The sequence below is a fragment of the Brakhagea baltica genome (assembly GCF_052161605.1).
GTDB lineage: Bacteria > Planctomycetota > Planctomycetia > Pirellulales > Pirellulaceae > JBKCUI01.
The window spans coordinates 2454804-2471285 of sequence record NZ_CP197409.1 but is presented as its reverse complement, the minus strand read 5'-3'; the positions used below and the strand labels follow the sequence as shown (position 1 = coordinate 2471285).

The 16482-nt window shown below is 51.4% G+C and carries 11 protein-coding genes, 2 tRNA genes and 2 rRNA genes; 10 read left to right on the top strand and 5 right to left on the bottom strand.

The window, feature by feature from the left end:
• Positions 1-123 precede the first annotated feature (123 nt).
• The gene (locus SH449x_RS09065; protein ID WP_482381014.1) at positions 124-1005 is read right to left on the bottom strand and encodes a universal stress protein; all 882 of its coding nucleotides are present in this window, start codon (positions 1003-1005) and stop codon (positions 124-126) included.
• 430 nt (positions 1006-1435) lie between these two features.
• On the opposite strand from SH449x_RS09065, the gene SH449x_RS09060 reads away from it, so the two are divergent.
• Entirely contained in the window at positions 1436-1633 is a 198-nt protein-coding gene (locus SH449x_RS09060) for a hypothetical protein (protein WP_482381013.1), read from the top strand.
• Positions 1634-2023: 390 nt separating this feature from the next.
• Here the strand turns inward: SH449x_RS09060 and SH449x_RS09055 are convergent, their stop codons facing one another.
• Positions 2024-3808, bottom strand: a complete 1785-nt coding sequence (locus SH449x_RS09055) for a tetratricopeptide repeat protein (protein ID WP_482381012.1) — start codon at positions 3806-3808, stop codon at positions 2024-2026.
• Between the two features lie 260 nt (positions 3809-4068).
• Between SH449x_RS09055 and SH449x_RS09050 the strand changes: the two genes are divergently transcribed.
• Positions 4069-4761: an orotidine 5'-phosphate decarboxylase / HUMPS family protein gene (locus SH449x_RS09050; protein WP_482381011.1), complete on the top strand. Its 693-nt coding sequence runs from the start codon at positions 4069-4071 to the stop codon at positions 4759-4761.
• A gap of 27 nt (positions 4762-4788) precedes the next feature.
• Here the strand turns inward: SH449x_RS09050 and SH449x_RS09045 are convergent, their stop codons facing one another.
• Positions 4789-5301, bottom strand: coding sequence for a hypothetical protein (locus SH449x_RS09045; protein WP_482381010.1), 513 nt, complete (start codon positions 5299-5301; stop codon positions 4789-4791).
• A 209-nt stretch (positions 5302-5510) separates the two neighbouring features.
• Between SH449x_RS09045 and SH449x_RS09040 the strand changes: the two genes are divergently transcribed.
• Together SH449x_RS09040 and SH449x_RS09035 are read left to right on the top strand one after the other, a co-directional pair.
• Complete coding sequence (locus tag SH449x_RS09040) at positions 5511-6647, top strand: aromatic ring-hydroxylating oxygenase subunit alpha (RefSeq protein ID WP_482381009.1); 1137 nt, start codon at positions 5511-5513, stop codon at positions 6645-6647.
• Positions 6648-6761: 114 nt separating this feature from the next.
• Positions 6762-8051: an adenylosuccinate synthase gene (locus tag SH449x_RS09035; protein WP_482381008.1), complete on the top strand. Its 1290-nt coding sequence runs from the start codon at positions 6762-6764 to the stop codon at positions 8049-8051.
• 25 nt (positions 8052-8076) lie between these two features.
• Here the strand turns inward: SH449x_RS09035 and SH449x_RS09030 are convergent, their stop codons facing one another.
• Entirely contained in the window at positions 8077-8766 is a 690-nt protein-coding gene (locus SH449x_RS09030; RefSeq protein WP_482381007.1) for an RNA polymerase sigma factor, read from the bottom strand.
• 140 nt (positions 8767-8906) lie between these two features.
• On the opposite strand from SH449x_RS09030, the gene SH449x_RS09025 reads away from it, so the two are divergent.
• The 5 genes from SH449x_RS09025 to rrf all read left to right on the top strand — a co-directional run bounded on the left by SH449x_RS09025 (position 8907) and on the right by rrf (position 13262).
• On the top strand, positions 8907-9182 hold the full coding sequence (locus tag SH449x_RS09025; protein WP_482381006.1) for a ferredoxin family protein: 276 nt from the start codon (positions 8907-8909) through the stop codon (positions 9180-9182).
• 233 nt (positions 9183-9415) lie between these two features.
• Positions 9416-9489 (top strand) — tRNA-Ile (locus SH449x_RS09020).
• An 11-nt stretch (positions 9490-9500) separates the two neighbouring features.
• A tRNA-Ala gene (locus SH449x_RS09015) sits at positions 9501-9573 on the top strand.
• Between the two features lie 597 nt (positions 9574-10170).
• Positions 10171-13053: ribosomal RNA gene (locus SH449x_RS09010) — 23S ribosomal RNA — on the top strand.
• A 101-nt stretch (positions 13054-13154) separates the two neighbouring features.
• Positions 13155-13262 (top strand): 5S ribosomal RNA (gene rrf, locus SH449x_RS09005).
• Positions 13263-13900: 638 nt separating this feature from the next.
• Here rrf and SH449x_RS09000 read toward each other — a convergent pair.
• Positions 13901-14230, bottom strand: coding sequence for a hypothetical protein (locus tag SH449x_RS09000; RefSeq protein WP_482381005.1), 330 nt, complete (start codon positions 14228-14230; stop codon positions 13901-13903).
• 770 nt (positions 14231-15000) lie between these two features.
• Between SH449x_RS09000 and SH449x_RS08995 the strand changes: the two genes are divergently transcribed.
• The gene (locus SH449x_RS08995; protein WP_482381004.1) at positions 15001-15723 is read left to right on the top strand and encodes a transposase; all 723 of its coding nucleotides are present in this window, start codon (positions 15001-15003) and stop codon (positions 15721-15723) included.
• The last annotated feature ends 759 nt before the right edge of the window (positions 15724-16482 follow it).

Here is a 16482-nt window from a genome sequence, read left to right as displayed (position 1 = left end):
GGAAAGAAAAAAAATCGTTGCAGCGCAAATGCTTCGCCGGCAACGAGTTAGATTTCTACTTAATTCCCGATTGGGTCTGGTAGACGCAGTATTAGGTTAAGTTAACTGGCACCAGATGGGGGCCTAGCTCCCTTTCTTCACTCGTCCGATCCAAACGGAGCAGTCTGCATGTCGCAGGACGTAACGAGAAACGCTTCCCAGAAAGAATCTGCCGAGGAGTCCTCGGCCGGTATCTCCGAGCACGACCATATCCGAAGAGTGTTCCTTGACGAACTTAACAATTCCATCTCCGACGTAGTCCGATTCAATAAGGTGGGTTTTCACCTTGGCGGAAAGCTTGGAGCAGAGTGATGCTCCCAGCTCGAGCTGTTCCATTGCCGTCTGTTGACTGGCGGAGCGATCAATCTGGATCGGAATGTCGGAGTAAATGAATGGTGTTGGGATGATGCTCAGCAGATCGATTGCTGTTTTCTTGACCCAAGCGAACTGCGAGAAGCCCTCGATAGCTGCTTTGCAAGGTTCCGAGTTATCGTAAGCGATGCAAACTTTCGGTTCGTGCATCTTGAGTTCTTCGACCAACTGGGGCCGTACAATCAGCACGGAGCAAGGGGCATGTGTAGCTACAAAGTCGCTCGTGCTCCCCAGGACGAGTCGCTCAAGTCTGGATTGCCCGATAGCCCCCATCACGATCAAGTCAGCAGAGAGGTCCTCGGCTTGTTGGACGATGGTAACGCTCGGGTGTCCCTCAATGATCCTTGTCTCAACGATCGAGTCGCTACCGTCGAACATTTTGGCGATCTTTAGACAGGAGTCAGCGCCACGTTTGCGTTCCTCGTCTTGGCATTGTTGTAGTACTTCGGCGGCGGTGTGCACGCCATGAAAGTCGACCAAGTTATTGGCATAGAGAATCGTGATGTCGAGCCGTTCGTCATGCGGAAGCCGTGCCACGAGTTGGGCTGCATTTTCTGCATTTTTCGAGCCATCGGTCGTAATTAGGATTTTCATTGTTTTTCTCCGGGAAGCGAGTCAATTCAGCGACCCTGTAGGGCAAGATCCGTGCCAATGGAATCAAAGTGTGGTCGAGGTCGCGGGTATTGATTGTACCACAACCATTGGACCGAAAACGGAGGCATCGGCGTCGCTTCAAAACAGAGTCATGCGGGACCGGTGTGCTGAATTGTCACGTCGGAGTGTGACAGCATAAGCTCGTTTGTGTAGTGGTAGGTATTCGTTCCATCACTCGACCCTCGCAAATTCGTAACCGTTCACGGGTCCAATTTGCTAGTGCTTTAGTTTAGTCGATTTTGCTATTGTCCAAGGAGGGACAGCAGGGACGATTTGATCAACGAACTTCGATTACTTTTCAGCCAAATGCTCATTTGCCTGGAATTTCCATATCAAGGCCCAATACTGTTGGGCTCACTTGATACGGGACATGCGTTTTCTGTCGGAGATCCGTCAGTGCGTGATTGATCGTCGTATAACCCAAGGCACTCGTAGTGAAGCAGGGATGCGATATCACGAACGAATGTGGACGATGATTGCGACGTGCAAGAAGCAGAACCGCAGTGTTTTCTCGTTTCTTCAAGAATCGATCACGGCCAAGCTCGCTGGACAGCCCGCGCCTAGCTGACACGGCTAAGCCAGCCGTACTAAATATACAGGCCAGCCCTTCCTATTGAGGCCCATTCTAGCCGGTTACCAGCACGGTTCTCCCAGACTCGTACTCGTACTCAATGAAATGGTACTCGTACTCGAAATCGCCTGCCAATCGAGTACGAGTACCGCAGAAGGCTGAGTAGGAGTACCGCAGAAGGCTGAGTAGGAGTAGGATTGCGACCATTAGTAACCGTTCACGGCCGAAGGCCGTGAACGGTTACTTTATTTCTTCGTCCGGAATTCCCATAAAAGATATGGTCCCAAGTAATTCCCAAAAACCATAGGCAACCAATCCAGCCGCAAGGATTGCGAGGAGACTACTCAAAAGAAGCCTGATCGATTCCATGGTACCCCCAAATGGCTACTACAAATCGACCTTGTCGTCCGAGGTTGAACTCTGAGCGTTCGCTTCCTGCGAGGTTTGGTCGGATTCCTCAGCTTGCGATTCCTTTGGTTTGATTCGTTCCTCGAGCATGCGGAGTCGTTCGGCCTCTTTGGCCTCCTCCGCCGCTTTGCGATCCGCAAACTCCTTTTCCCTTAGGGTCTGTAACCGTTCTAGTTCTTCTTTAACCTTATTGTAGATCTCTTGTTGGCGATCTGCCTCGGTTTGGTTTCCTGTACTGACATAGAACTTTATGAGTTTTTCCCTTGTGGTGAGCAAGGCCGGTGCGAGCTCGAGCGCTTTGAGATACTCGGATTCGGCCGAGTCGTTCTTGCCTGCAAGGAGTTCGATGTCAGCTTTTGTGTCTCGAAATTCTGCAACACTAGGGTTCAACGCAATGGCTTTTTCGATCAGTTCCAGAGCTTTATCGAGATTCGGCTGGGGCTTTTTGGAATAGATCGCGGCTAGGTTGTTCAAAACGACAATGCAGTCGGGAGCCTCTGCTAGGACAAGTTCATAATATCGAACTGCCTCGTCCAATCGGTCTTCTTTCAAAGCTGCTTGAGCAAGAACCATTTTGGGGGCGAGGGAATTGCCTTGCTGAGCCATCAAGTCAATCAAGACCTTGCGTTGTTCAGGAGTCGCCGCGAGTCCGATTTCACTTAGCAGATTGATTTCGCCAGCGATCGATAAGTTTGTAGGATCCGCTTTTATGGCGTTCGAAAGAAAGCTCAAATTGACTTGTACCTGAGTTCCCTCTCTGGCCAAGCTCTTCCGAAACTTTGCTCGGAAGTTCTCTGAGAATGTCCTTCTCCAATCGGCCATATTTAAATCCGTGGGTGGATGAGCCGTGAGAAAATTTATGGATTCATCAAAGCGGTCCGTCATGGTGTATGCGCGGGCCGCCAGCACAACTTCGCGGGCGATGTCAGCCGGATCATTCTTGGTATTCTTGATCATCGCTTCCGCTTTGGCGATGATCGCATCGGCACTCCCCTTTGCTTGGTTGTTGAAGCCTTTCTGTTTTTGGTAATCGATGACTCTGAGCTGGAGGTTCGGATTTATCTCGCCTGCTTTAACCAATAGCTTCGCTGCTTCGTTGTACCGATTCTCTTTGTCTAGCATCGAGGCATAGACCTCGTAGAGAGCGGGCTCAAAGTTCAAGTCGAATCGTTCGAGAGAGTTTTGCAGATGATGCCGCAACACCTCCATGGAAATGGATTCTCCTTTTGTTGCCCTGGCAACGAGGTCTCGTGCCATCCAGGCGTGTGCTTCGGCCAGTCCGGGTCGGTTCTCTGGTGCAATTTGGCTAATAATGGACCTGGCAACATCCAGTCGCCCGATAACGATGTTTTGCTGGGCAACAAAAAAGCGGGAGGGGAGATTGCCGGCACCGAGTTGCAAAATCCTGCTTAGCAACAGATCGGCTTTTGCCATTTGCTCCGGCGCCGGATCTTTCGATTCGTTACGGACTTCAACGATCTCATCGACCACTTTTTGCGACTGATTCTGGTACCATCCCATCAACACAGTCTTCTGCATCAATTTTCCGGCTAAAACCATGCTCCCAAGTCCAAATAGGAGCAAAAATGGCGGGATAATGATGGCAAGCTTTTTCCAATCTCGCGTGTTCCACCAATCGGAAAGAAACGACAGGCTAGCCGAAGCAAGGTCGATTGGGTTCAAGTACCAGAGGTTGCGGACGCTTTGAACTCGTTCGAGGCGCTGCCGACGGGATTCGATGTCTGGTGTGTCGGAATTGCTCACGGATGTCTCGAGGGCTTGCTGGCATGAAGAAGTACAGATTTACCACCACCATTGTTGGCTCTTTGCCAGCTAGATGCAAATGTAATTCAGGTTTTCGTCCACCTGGGCATCCAACTTACCCTCCGACATCGTACACGTCTGCGTTAAAAACCTTAGAATTCGAAATATCGCTAGGGGCTCATATTGGAACAATGAGAGTTGGCGAGTCGATTTTACGTTGGAAACTGAAACCTCAAAATAGCCGGAAACTGAAGGAACCTATGAAGCCGATTGTTCAAATATCTTTGGATCTTACCAACATCGACGAAGCCCTCCAGACGGCAGAAATGGCGATGCGGGCCGGGGTGGACTGGCTGGAAGCCGGCACACCGTTGATTCTTGCCGAAGGGCTGCATGGTATTCGAGCCCTGAGATCTCGTTTTCCCAATGTGCCGATTGTTGCAGACCTTAAGACAATGGACGGAGGCTACCTCGAGGCAGAAATGATGGCCAAGGCGGGGGCGACGCACGTAGTGGTAATGGCTCGTGCCCATGCCGAGACCGTTCGCTGTGTGGTCAAGGCGGGGCGGGATTTTGGTGTCAAAGTCATGGGGGACAATATGATCAGCGACGATATGGTCGCCGGGGCGAAATGGCTGGAAGACCTGGGTTGCGACTACATTATCCACCATATCGGGTACGACGAACGGAGGGGGATCGCGGCCCGCGGGGAGCGAATGCCCAGCCCGCTCGATCAACTTAGAGAAGTCGTGAACGCTGTCAAAGTCCCCGTCCAAGCCGTAGGCGGGCTGAGTTTGGAACAAGCGATCGCCTGCCCCTCGTACGGTGCACCGCTTGTCGTTCTCGGTGCTCCCTTAACGATCGATGCCGACGCGTTTAAGACGGCGACGGGAGACCTGGAGGCTTCCCTAAGGATGATTTGCGAACGGATTCACGAGCAAGAAGTCGCGTAGTCATGAGCATCGCTCAAGCATTGCGGATTATCGACCAATAGAGCCAGTTTTCGTACCCGATCCGTTGCGAATCGCGGTTTGCGACCCGCTGTTGATTGTAGAACCAGTTGCGCGCCCGCTGCTATCGCGAAAAGTCGTTCTGGAAGTGGACTGACTGGCAGTACCGAGCGTTCGGCCTTGATCGGAGCGAAAGGTGGTGCGATTTCTTTCGGTCGATGATGTGCCAACGACTCGTCCGTTGGAATCGCGAAACGTAGCGCGATGATCGGTAACGGACGCGGTACCAGTCACCCGGCCCGAGCCATCGCGAAAGGTGACTGCGTTGCCAGACCGCACAATCGTGCCTTGCATCCTGCCCGAAGCGTCCCGAACGACCGCTTTGCCATCTTTGGGCAAGTTCCACGCCGCTTGCCACTGCGACTTTTGTGTCATCAAACGATCACGATTGTCGTCAGAGTGAGCACTGCTGGGCCCGGTTGCAACAACCGCTGCCGTGATCAATGCAGTGACCGCAGAAAGTAACAGATTTCGATTTTGCATGATAAAATGCCTTATGGAAATGTGGATGGAGGTCTTTAGGAGTCCTCGAGGTGCCGGACCACGATCTTGTACCACATGACGGGGCAAATCTCATGCCTTGCGGGGGATTCTTTCACTAAGTTAGAACTCACGGTCTGGGTAGCTGGAGAGATCCGCCTAGAATGCTCTGACCAGTTTGTTGATAGCCCCTTTGCAGGAGTGATTCGAATTTGAATACGCAGTCTTTTTTACCAAGCACAGAGGTCGGGGCGCGGGGGCAGAGGACATTGCCAGCCGATTATTTCCTGTCGTCGGAGATTTTTCGTCGCGAGCAAACCGTCCTTTTTCGCAATCGATGGATTTGCATTGCCCACGAGGGGGACTTCGTAGATCAAGGCGCCTACCGCAATATCAACGTTGCAGGCGAGTCGATTCTGGTTATGAGAGGTACCGACGGTGTCTTGCGAGGACATTTTAACGTATGCCGGCACCGAGGAACGCAGTTAACTGATACGAAGTGTGGCAAACTCGGAAAGAGCATTCAGTGTCCCTATCATGCTTGGACGTACGGATTGGATGGGCGGTTAATCGGAGTCCCGGACGAGAAAGAGTTTGAAAACTTTTCCAAGGAAGAGTACGGCTTGCATCCCGTTTCCTTGGCGACCATGCACGGGTTGGTTTGGGTGCATTTGGGAGCATCGCCGCCTCCTTTGCAGGGGGCTTATGCGGAGCTTTCGGGGCGATTAGGCCCATGGGGGATCGGGGAATTGGTGCGGTGCGGCCAGCGTGATTACCGAGTGGCAGCCAATTGGAAAATGATTTTGCAGAACTACAGCGAGTGTTACCATTGCGCGCCAGTCCACCCGCAGTTGATCGCATTGTCGCCGCCGACGTCGGGAGGAAACGATTTGCTCGATGGACCCGTGCTGGGTGGATATATGGATATTCGCAAGGCAGGAGGCTCGCTAACCTGTTCAGGGGAACGGTGTGGAGTCTATCTGGAGGGGTTGGGCACCGAGTTGCGACAAAGGGTCTATTATTACGTTTGCTTCCCCCAGATGCTTCTTTCCTTGCATCCCGACTACGTCATGATTCATTGGTTGACCCCCCTTTCGCCGATTGAGACCGCGATCGAGTGCCACTGGTTTTTTCACAAAGACGCGTCAACACAGCCGGGATTTCAACCAGGAGACGCTATCGAATTTTGGGATCGAACCAATCGAGAGGACTGGCGGGTGTCTGAGTTAACGCAGCGTGGAGTGCAAAGTTCTCGTTATGAGCCGGGCCCCTATGGAAATCGGGAGAGCATGGCAGCTGCATTGGATCGTTATTACCTCAGGGAATATCACCAATCTGAGACTTGCTAAGCTCCATTTTCTTTGGAAGCTGTGCTGTGAATGCAGGCTCCTTGACCAAACCGGTTATTCCGTCGAGACTCTAACCTTTAACCGTGTTTCAAGCGACTCTCGAAGGGGAAAATAGTGTCTGCAACTTGCGTGATTGGTCTGCAGTGGGGTGATGAAGCAAAGGGTAAGCTAGTGGATTTGCTGGCCCCACGCCACGATATCGTCGTTCGATATCAGGGAGGAGCGAACGCAGGGCATACCGTTGTGAGCGGCAAAGATGTTTACAAGCTTCACCATATTCCATCGGGAATTTTGTCGTCCGAAATACAGAATGTGATTGCTCCGGGGGTGGTGATCGAGCCCAATATGCTGATCCGTGAGTTGGAGGGGCTGGAGAGCCGCGGGGTGAATCCACGTTCGAATTTGATGATTAGCGAGCGAGCCCACGTCGTGATGCCTTGGCATTTCGTTGAGGATAAGGCCACCAACAAGGCGGTTGTTTCGGGAGAAAGCATTGGAACGACCAACCGAGGGATCGGGCCTTGTTATCGCGATAAGGTGGGGCGAACGCATGCGTTTCGGCTGACCGATTTGCTGAGCGATCAGATGGAGGCCAAGGTTCGTGATACGGTTGCCGCCAAGCGAGAGGTGCTGGGAGCCATAGCAGATCCAAGCGATTTGGAGGGGCTAAACGCGGAGTTAATCATTGAGCAGTGTCGAGCTTGGAATCGCGTTTTGGGGCCTCTGACAGCCGATACCACCAATTATTTATTGGATGCGGTGGACGAAGGCAAGAAATTACTGATGGAGGGAGCGCAAGGCTCGTTGCTCGACATCGATCACGGTACTTATCCGTTTGTGACCAGCAGCAATTCGTCAGGAGTAGGAGTTTCGTCCGGTTCTGGGGTTCCGGCACGTTGGATCACGAATGTTATTGGGGTGGCCAAGGCGTATTCCACTCGTGTGGGCGGAGGTCCATTTCCGACCGAGTTAAACGACGAAACGGGTCAAAAAATCCGTGATATTGGCCGAGAGTACGGAACCACCACAGGGCGGCCTCGGCGTTGCGGATGGTTTGATGCTGTGGCGGTGAGATACACGTCGCGGCTGAGCGGATGCCATTATCTTTCCTTGATGATGATGGACGTTCTAAGTCATTTTGACGAGGTTCAGGTGTGTGTCGCATACGAAATCGAAGGGCAGAGGACGACGAAATTTCCGTGTTCCGCCGAGGATTTGAGGCGTTGCGTGCCCATTTATGAGACGTTGCCAGGGTGGCAACAAGACGTGTCGGGCGTAAGGCGACTAGAGGATTTTCCGGCTAATGCGCGGCGTTATATCGATCGAATCAGCGAGTTGGTGTCGGTGCCGATCGGGGTTTTGTCGGTGGGGCCAGATCGCGAGCAGACCATCTTTTTGATTTGATCGCCTCTAAGACTGATCGTCTGTTTTATTCCGATTGCAATCTCATTTTCTCTCGTGCTCGCGAGAGAAATGGGCCCAAGCTGTGGGGGGGGATGCCGGTTTCGGAGCTGATTTCTTGGTAGGAACGGCCTTCGAGATGGAACATGCGAATCGCGCGGGCCTCGTCGTTGGAGAGCTTCTGCAAGGAATTTTCGAGGGTTTCCCGGTCGTCCAGGGATAGCGTTTCCATTGAGAGCGATTGGGGGCTTGGTGATTCTAATGAGGCGAGATCCTGATCGGATAGGGAGGCAGGTATCCGGAGCTGCGCTAATCGGCGAATGATAATTCGGCGTGCGACAACCGTTAGGTAGGTCGCTAAGGAGCTTTGCCCGCGAAAACGGCGTAGGGTGGCAAAGTCTCTATCGAGCAGGCAGAGAAAGACCTCGGCTACCAGATCGTCTCGAGATTCCGGTGTGATTTGTAAGTTCCTGGACGTGGAGGTTTGGTTGACCACGTGCAGGATCAGTCCAAGGAATCGATCGGAGAAGTCTTTCCAGGCATCTGGAGAGCGATTCAGGCATCGTTCCAGCAGGTCGCGATCGAGGTTGGAAAGAGACACCGGTGAAGCCTTAGGATGAAAAGGAATAGGAGCGTCGGAAACGGAGTGATCCTGCCAGATTTCTTCAATATTAGGTGGGTACGGGGTCGACAGCAAGCAGAATCGGTTTCTTGACACCTGGTTTCCGGCTGCCTACCATGCCGAGCAGGCCGAAAATATGCTATAACAGTAGTGTTTTAAGGTCGGGAAGTGTCGTGAGAGCGACCGAACCGTTGCAGGGAATTTTCAGCGACTTAGCAGAACGATGAGGAAGAGAGATGGCGCACATTGTAACCCAGCCGTGCGTGGGATGTAGATATACCGATTGCGTAGTAGTTTGTCCGGTCGAGTGCTTTTACGAGGGTGAAAAGATGCTTTACATCCACCCGGACGAGTGCATTGACTGCGAGGCATGCGTAGCAGAGTGTCCAGTGGAGGCGATCTATCACGAAGACAACGTGCCGGACGAGTGGAAGGACTATATCCAGATGAACGCAGACATGGCACCGCAATGCAAGGTGATCACAGAGAAGAAAAAACCGTTGGTCGACTAGTTTTGGATGAGCGAATTTGAGTTTTCGGAGGTTATTAGCCGTCGCCGGCAAGAAGTCGCTCGGAAAGTGCAAGTATTGTTAAAGCCCTGGGTTTGTCGCGTCGATACCTAGGGCTCGGAAATGAGGGTGGTTAAAAACACCGGTCACTTCGGAAGAAAATGCGTTGACAGGTGCGAACAGATCGATACCATTCTCGATCCTGGTTTCGCACCAGGAACCAAAGGTTTGGTACCGCGCGTGTAGCTCAGTTGGTTAGAGCGCGTCGCTGATAACGACGAGGTCCCCGGTTCGAATCCAGGCACGCGCACTAAGACTTTTGGGGGTGTAGCTCAGTTGGGAGAGCATCTGCTTTGCAAGCAGAGGGTCATGGGTTCAAGTCCCTTCACCTCCACTAGAATCATCCGAAAGATTTTTGAAAAATAGGCCTTGCGGCCGAGTCGGAAATCTGGATGATTCTCGCTCCCTTGACCGGGACAAGCGAAACGCAGTCGCAAGACGCGGATGAGTTTGGTTCGGGCGGGTGGCAACAGAGGCGATGTCCAGGGTCGACTAAGAGTCGATTCTGGTTGTCGTGAAAGTTGTCTCCGAAAAAGGGATGGGAGAAAAAAATCGAAAACGCGATTGACACCAAAGTTAAGAGCACTTAAGATTACTCCCCCTCGCAAACGGCAAAACGACGGATGCGAGATTGATCTTTGACAATTTGGTTGGATTGGTAGATGGCATCTTATTCGTGTAGGGAGCCTTGGTTTTTCCGGCCATGGTAAACTATGCGAGATGTAATTTCAACCGGTTCTGAGAAGAACGCTTGCTGATTATTCAGTATGAGTTTAATTGAACCGTTTTGATTGAGCGCAATATAGGATAGGCGACTCTGGTGTTGGTTGCGATGTGAATCGCAGTTGGCAGACAGGGTTAAAGAAATTGGGATTGGTTCATCCGGGTGCGGCAGATTTCTGCTGGATGCGGTTGAGCATGAGATTCCGATGGTCAAGTTATTAAGGGCGCACGGGGGATGTCTTGGTATTGAGAGGCGATGAAGGGCGTGGAAGTCTGCGAAAAGCTTGGGGGAGTCGACAAACAGGTTGTGATCCCGAGATACCCGAATTAGCGTACACTGAATACATAGGTGTGCGTGGCAAACCCAGGGAACTGAAACATCTAAGTACCTGGTGGAGAATAAAGAAAAATCGATTCCGTAAGTAGCGGCGAGCGAAAGCGGATCAGCCCAAACCGAGGGGGTTTCCTCCTCGGGGTTGTAGGGCCATTCATATGGGAGTTACAAAGCGACAGCTAGCTGAAGTATCTGGAACGATACACCATAGACGGTGACAGTCCGGTAAGCGAAAGTTGAGCGCCTCCCGAGTGGTACCTGAGTAGGGCCAGTCACGTGAAACCTGGTCTGAATCTGCGGGGACCATCCCGCAAGGCTAAATACTCCTCAATGACCGATAGTGAACTCAGTACAGCGATGGAAAGGTGAGAAGAACCCCTGCTAGGGGAGGATAGTGAACCTGAAACCGTGTGCTTACAAGCGGTCGGAGCACTATTAAAAGTGTGACGGCGTGCCTTTTGCAAAATGATCCGGCGAGTTAGCGTTTGCAGCAGGTTAAGGCCTTACGGGCCGAAGCCAAAGGGAAACCGAGTCTGAATAGGGCGATTAGGTTGCGGGCGCTAGGCGCGAAACTGTGTGATCTACCCATGGACAGGTTGAAGCGTGGGTTAAACTGCGTGGAGGACCGAACTCATTTGGGTTGAAAACCGATGGGATGATCTGTGGGGAGGAGTGAAAGTCTAATCAAACACAGAGATAGCTCGTTCTCTCCGAAATATTTTCAGGGATAGCCTCGAGCCACTATGCAGCGGGGGTAGAGAGACTGATTTGGATGGGGGCCCTTCCTTGGGTACCTCACTGAGCCAAACTCCGAATACCGTTGTAATTATCTCGGGAGTCAGTCTGTGGGGGATAAGCTCCATGGTCGAGAGGGAAACAACCCAGACCGTCAGCTAAGGTCCCGAAGTTCTATTCAGTCACTAAGAAAGTTGAATCTCTGTGACAGCCAGGATGTTGGCTTAGAAGCAGCCACCATTTAAAAAGTGCGTAACAGCTTACTGGTCGAGAGATTCTGCGTCGATAATGAACGGGAGTAAATAGAACACCGAAGCTACGGGATCCGTAAGGATCGGTAGGAGAGCGCTGATGGGGAGATACAAGACGTACCGTAAGGAGCGTTGTCGGCCCCATCAGGTGATTATGCCGGAATGAGTAACGATTAAACAGGTGAGAATCCTGTTCGCCGAACACCTAAGGTTTCCTGGGCAAGGTAAATCCGCCCAGGGTTAGCCGGTACCTTAGTCGAGGCCGAAAGGCGTAGACGATGGATGGAAGGTTAATATTCCTTCGCCGGCCTTGTGAAGTGATGGAGGGACGGCACCCGAAAATACAGCGGTACGATTAGAAATGTCCGTTGGTCCTGATGAGGCGTCTGGTAGGCAAATCCGCCGGGCACAAACCAAGACAGGATCACGAGAGCACTTAAGATCTCGAAGTGTGTGGAAGGGTGTCCAAGAAAAGCTTCTAAACGTTAAAGCAAGGTCGACCGTACTAAAACTGACACAGGTAGGTGAGAAGAGAATTCTAAGGCGCTCGGGAGAACGGTGGTTAAGGAACTCTGCAAAATGGCTCCGTAAGTTCGCGATAAGGGGCGCCTACGAAAGTAGGCCACAGAAAATCGGCAGCAGCGACTGTTTATCAAAAACACAGGACTCTGCGAACTCGTAAGAGGAGGTATAGAGTCTGACGCCTGCCCGGTGCTGGTAGGTTAAGGAAGGCGGTTAGCGAAAGCGAAGCTGGCGACCGAAGCCCCAGTAAACGGCGGCCCTAACTATGAGGGTCCTAAGGTAGCGAAGTTCCTTGTCGGGTAAGTTCCGACCTGCATGAAAGGCGTAACGACTGCTGCACTGTCTCAACCACCGACCCGGTGAAATTGTAGTTGTGGTGAAGATGCCACATACCCGCGGCTAGACGGAAAGACCCCATGAACCTTCACTGTAGGCTGATATTGGGTTGAGATGTGTTCTGTGCAGAATAGCTGGGAGGCTTTGAACTGGTGACGCAAGTCATCAGGGAGCCAACGTTGAGATACCAGCCTGGATTCATTTTAATTCTAACTTTGTCCCTTGAATCAGGGCTTAGGACATTGTCAGTTGGGCAGTTTGACTGGGGCGGTCTCCTCCTAAAATGTAACGGAGGAGCGCAATGGTACCCTCAGCCTGGTCGGCAATCAGGCAAAGAGCGTAAAAGTATAAGGGTGCTTGACTGCGAGACAAATAAGTCGAGCAGGTACGAAAGTAGGCTTTAGTGATCCGGTAATTCCGAATGGAAGGGTTATCGCTCATCAGATAAAAGGTACTCTGGGGATAACAGGCTTATCGCCACCGAGCGTCCACAGCGGCGTGGCGGTTTGGCACCTCGATGTCGGCTCATCGCATCCTGGGGGTGTAGAAGCTCCCAAGGGTTTGGCTGTTCGCCAATGAAAGCGGTACGTGAGCTGGGTTCAGACCGTCGTGAGACAGGTCGGTCCCTATCTACCGTGGGCGTACGAAACTTGAAGAGGTTCAACTTTAGTACGAGAGGATTTAGTTGGACGTAGCTCTGGTGTCCCAGTTGTCACGCTAGTGGCACGGCTGGATAGCTAACTACGGAAAGGATAAACGCTGAAAGCATCTAAGCGTGAAGCCCTCTCTGAGATTAGGTTTCGTTGCTACTTGTAGCGAAAGTCCCCTGGTAGACTACCAGGTTGATAGGATGGATGTGTAAGCACGGTAACGTGTTCAGCTTACCATTACTAACGGACGAACACTTGACCATTGGTATCTTGCGTTCAATCAACGCTAAGACCAATGAACTATAATGCGTGCATTTACCAATCCAACATGTGTCATACTTGCCTAACGGCGGTATGACACTCTCCCGGTGACCATATCGAAAAGGCACACCTGTTCCCATACCGAACACAGTAGTTAAGCTTTTCGAGCCGATGATAGTGCCCACCAGTGCGAAAGTAGGTATTGCCGGTTTTTAAAAAGCTCCTTGAGTTTACTCAAGGAGCTTTTTTTACGTCCATAGGTTTCGGCGGTCCCGTAGTTTTCGTTTCTTTTTTCCATCGGTTTCCCACGATTTGGTTAAGGTCTGAGTGCTTGACGTTCGTTCTCTGAATTGCACGAATCGGTGTCAGTTCTGTCGACGTATTCTCAACGTTTTAGTTCGTGCGACTTGCTTGGGCGAATTGTTCGGGAGGCTTCTAGATCCCTGATCAGTCGGAGTCTTAAGGAATCGGGTAAGGTGTTACTGGACTCGATCGTGATTCATACGGTAGAATTTTGAAAGTACAACATGCCGCAGGAGTCGCTCCGGACCGCGGGTTTCCTGGATCAATGGTGTCACTGAGTTATTCATTCGCACGAACACAGCGAAGACGAGTTGAAAGAATTATTGCCGGTTCTGGAGTTTTTTCAGGCCACCCGAGAGCAGGGGCAACGAGCAAATAATTTTGACCCATTGTCGAGTTGTTCTCGTGCCGTTGTGGGCGAGATTATCTCGAGAGCTTCCCCAGCGCGTTCTTGATAGACTCTCGAGGAATCCTGGCTAGGTACAGGAATTGATGTTGAAGACGGATCGGAAACGTGGTTTTGAGTTTATTGGGCCCGGAACGGACTTACGCCATGTTGTCGTAGAGGATCATGTGGGGTACGACCTCAAAGTATTCGAATGCTTTCTCGTGGGATTCGTTAAGGGGCGGGATCTTCATGCTGGTTGTAAAGCGGATGAACGTCTGGCGAGAGGAGCTCAGAACGATCACAAAGACGTAAATATCGATCAAGTTGCCAGTCGCGTCGAGGAACTTGCCAACATGCCCCCCAGTTGCACTGAGCTTTTTTCCCGGAGGTTTTTCGAAGCGGACCGTGGCAGTGGCAAGACGCTGGGATTTTGTTTTGATTGAGGCGACATGGCGTCGCAGGCAGGGTATACCACGTCTGTAGTCCATGGCTTGATTTTTGGGCAGGATTCTTTCCGAGGGGAGGTTGAATTCAGAAGCTTGTTTTTTGATGTAATTGCAAAACGGGCCAATTACTATTTGCTCGTTACTGGGTCATTTCTTGTTGCTCGCTGACCCAAGGGACCGCGATTAGCGATACCAGGATGGTAGAAGACGACGAAGAGCAATGCTGTAACAAGGCTTTGCGAAGTTACGGCATTCACTCTCCCTTCGAGGGAGAGTCGAGCGCAGCTCGGAGAGGGTGAAAGGCATTGCAATGCATAAAGGCCCTGACTAGTCAGCATTCCTAAAGCCCCCTCCCCTCGTGATCGTCCCTCCACTCTGGTCCTCCCGAATTCTTCGGGAGGGTGAATAAGAAGGCAACTCACGCTGGTGGACTGGTGGTTCACGAGTCAAGAACACGCCTCCATCCCGACCTTGTGTCGGTGGAGCGATGACTAGCAGGCTAGCAACGCATACCCCCATTATATCCCAACCCCTTCGCTTCCGTCTCGCCGCAGGCGAGACGGAAGCGAAGGGGTTGGGAAGAGTCCGTCGTGGCTAGCTTGTTAGTCGTGCTTCCACTGAGTGAACTCAGTGGAGAGCAAACGACCGAATTCGGTGCAACAAAGTGCTCGAAAACGGTATTTCACGGATCGCTTGAGCCCCGATCGGGACGATAGGAAAACCAAAACACCTTTGGAAATCCTATAAAGAAAAGATTGGCTTTCTTTCAAACTTCCCACCTCACCCTTCAAACTTCTTCCGCCCGACCGCAATTGGCGGAGACCTTACTGACTAAGTCTATCTCTTATTCTGTGAACGTCACCATCAGCCAATGGGACTACCGAGAAGAAGTCTACAAAAAGGAAACGATGTCGGGGGATGAATTCGTTGCGAGATTCCTCAAGCATATCGTCCCACCAGAAGTCAGACGCATGCGATACGCAGGACTCTTTAGTGGTCGCGATCGAACGGCCATGGTGGGCAAGGCCCGGGCAGCGATCGAACAAGCCAAACGGGAACAACGTGAGATCGACGATCCCGACGGGGTAAGAAACACAAGAACCCTCCTTCAAGAGAGTATCTCAGAAGCAGAGTATCAAATCCGCGAGAATCAAGCGCCGCGTAGCGAAGCCATCAAGGCACTGAGTAAACCGAAGTGCAAACAATGTGGTCAGCGCGAGATGGAGTTCACGGAATATCGAAGCCCGTGGGATACGAAGAATGATATCTCAAAGATCTATCATTGGATGCGATTCTTTGCGGTGATCTACACGACGATGGATGACAAGGTACATAAGATCCTACTCGCCGCCAGTCGACAGCTCCGGATCCCGCAACTCACGCTGCAGGACTGGTGGTTCACGAGCCAAGAGTTCGCGTCGATCAGTGAGCTCCAAGTTGGCGAAACGATAACCTGCTCACAACTGGAGTGTTCGTGCACTCGTGTGAGTAGCTTTGAGCTATCGATGGTCCAACTACCGTTGCCGGAGAATTAAGTGCATTGCATTGATCACAACAATGCCCGAAGTTCAAGGAAAGTTGCAATCCTCATGCGACCGCTTGGATCGTATTCGCTGAAAGCCAAAAACCCTCTTTTAACGACCGAATTCGGTGCAACAACGTGCTCGAAAACGGTATCTCATGGCTCGCTTGAGCCCCGATCGGAACGATAGAAAATCCAAAACACCTTTGGAAATCCTATAGGGAAAAGATTGGCCTTCTTTCAAACTTCCAACTTCACCCTTCAAACTTCTTCCGCCCGACCGCAATTGGCGGAGACCTTAATGACTAAGTCTATCTCTTATTCTGTGAACAATATTATATCTAAGTTACTCGATTCGAATAATGCCCCAACTCTCTGGATCAACCGACACTCTTCCCCCTGGATAAAAAATCTTTCCGCCACTGTCTACGTGTGCTTTAATAGCCCTACGGAAAAGTTCGAGCCCTATGCAGATCGCATGGATTGAATCCACACCTTTTATAGAATCCAATGCGAAAAATGGTTCGAACGATAGCGATAAATAAGCCTCAGTTACTGAGTCACCTAGTTTTACCTCATCGATATCATGAAAAACAGCTTCAGAGATGAAGTGTGCTCCATGCTCGTAAGTACATTCAAACCGTGTCGATGCAAACGGACCCCTAATCATGGGAGATAGCGTGCCCAGCAGAAATTTTTCCAAAAGTTTTTACTACCATTCGCAGCCTCATAACATAATTTCCTTGTGAACCAATCGTCGAAGTGTTTACAA

Bases quoted from the DNA above. Each gene is read 5' to 3' on its own strand.
- SH449x_RS09065 (WP_482381014.1), bottom strand. From the start codon at position 1,005: ATGAAAATCCTAATTACGACCGATGGCTCGAAAAATGCAGAAAATGCA.
- SH449x_RS09060 (WP_482381013.1), top strand. From the start codon at position 1,436: ATGCGTTTTCTGTCGGAGATCCGTCAGTGCGTGATTGATCGTCGTATA.
- SH449x_RS09050 (WP_482381011.1), top strand. From the start codon at position 4,069: ATGAAGCCGATTGTTCAAATATCTTTGGATCTTACCAACATCGACGAA.
- SH449x_RS09045 (WP_482381010.1), bottom strand. From the start codon at position 5,301: ATGCAAAATCGAAATCTGTTACTTTCTGCGGTCACTGCATTGATCACG.
- SH449x_RS09025 (WP_482381006.1), top strand. From the start codon at position 8,907: ATGGCGCACATTGTAACCCAGCCGTGCGTGGGATGTAGATATACCGAT.
- SH449x_RS09000 (WP_482381005.1), bottom strand. From the start codon at position 14,230: ATGGACTACAGACGTGGTATACCCTGCCTGCGACGCCATGTCGCCTCA.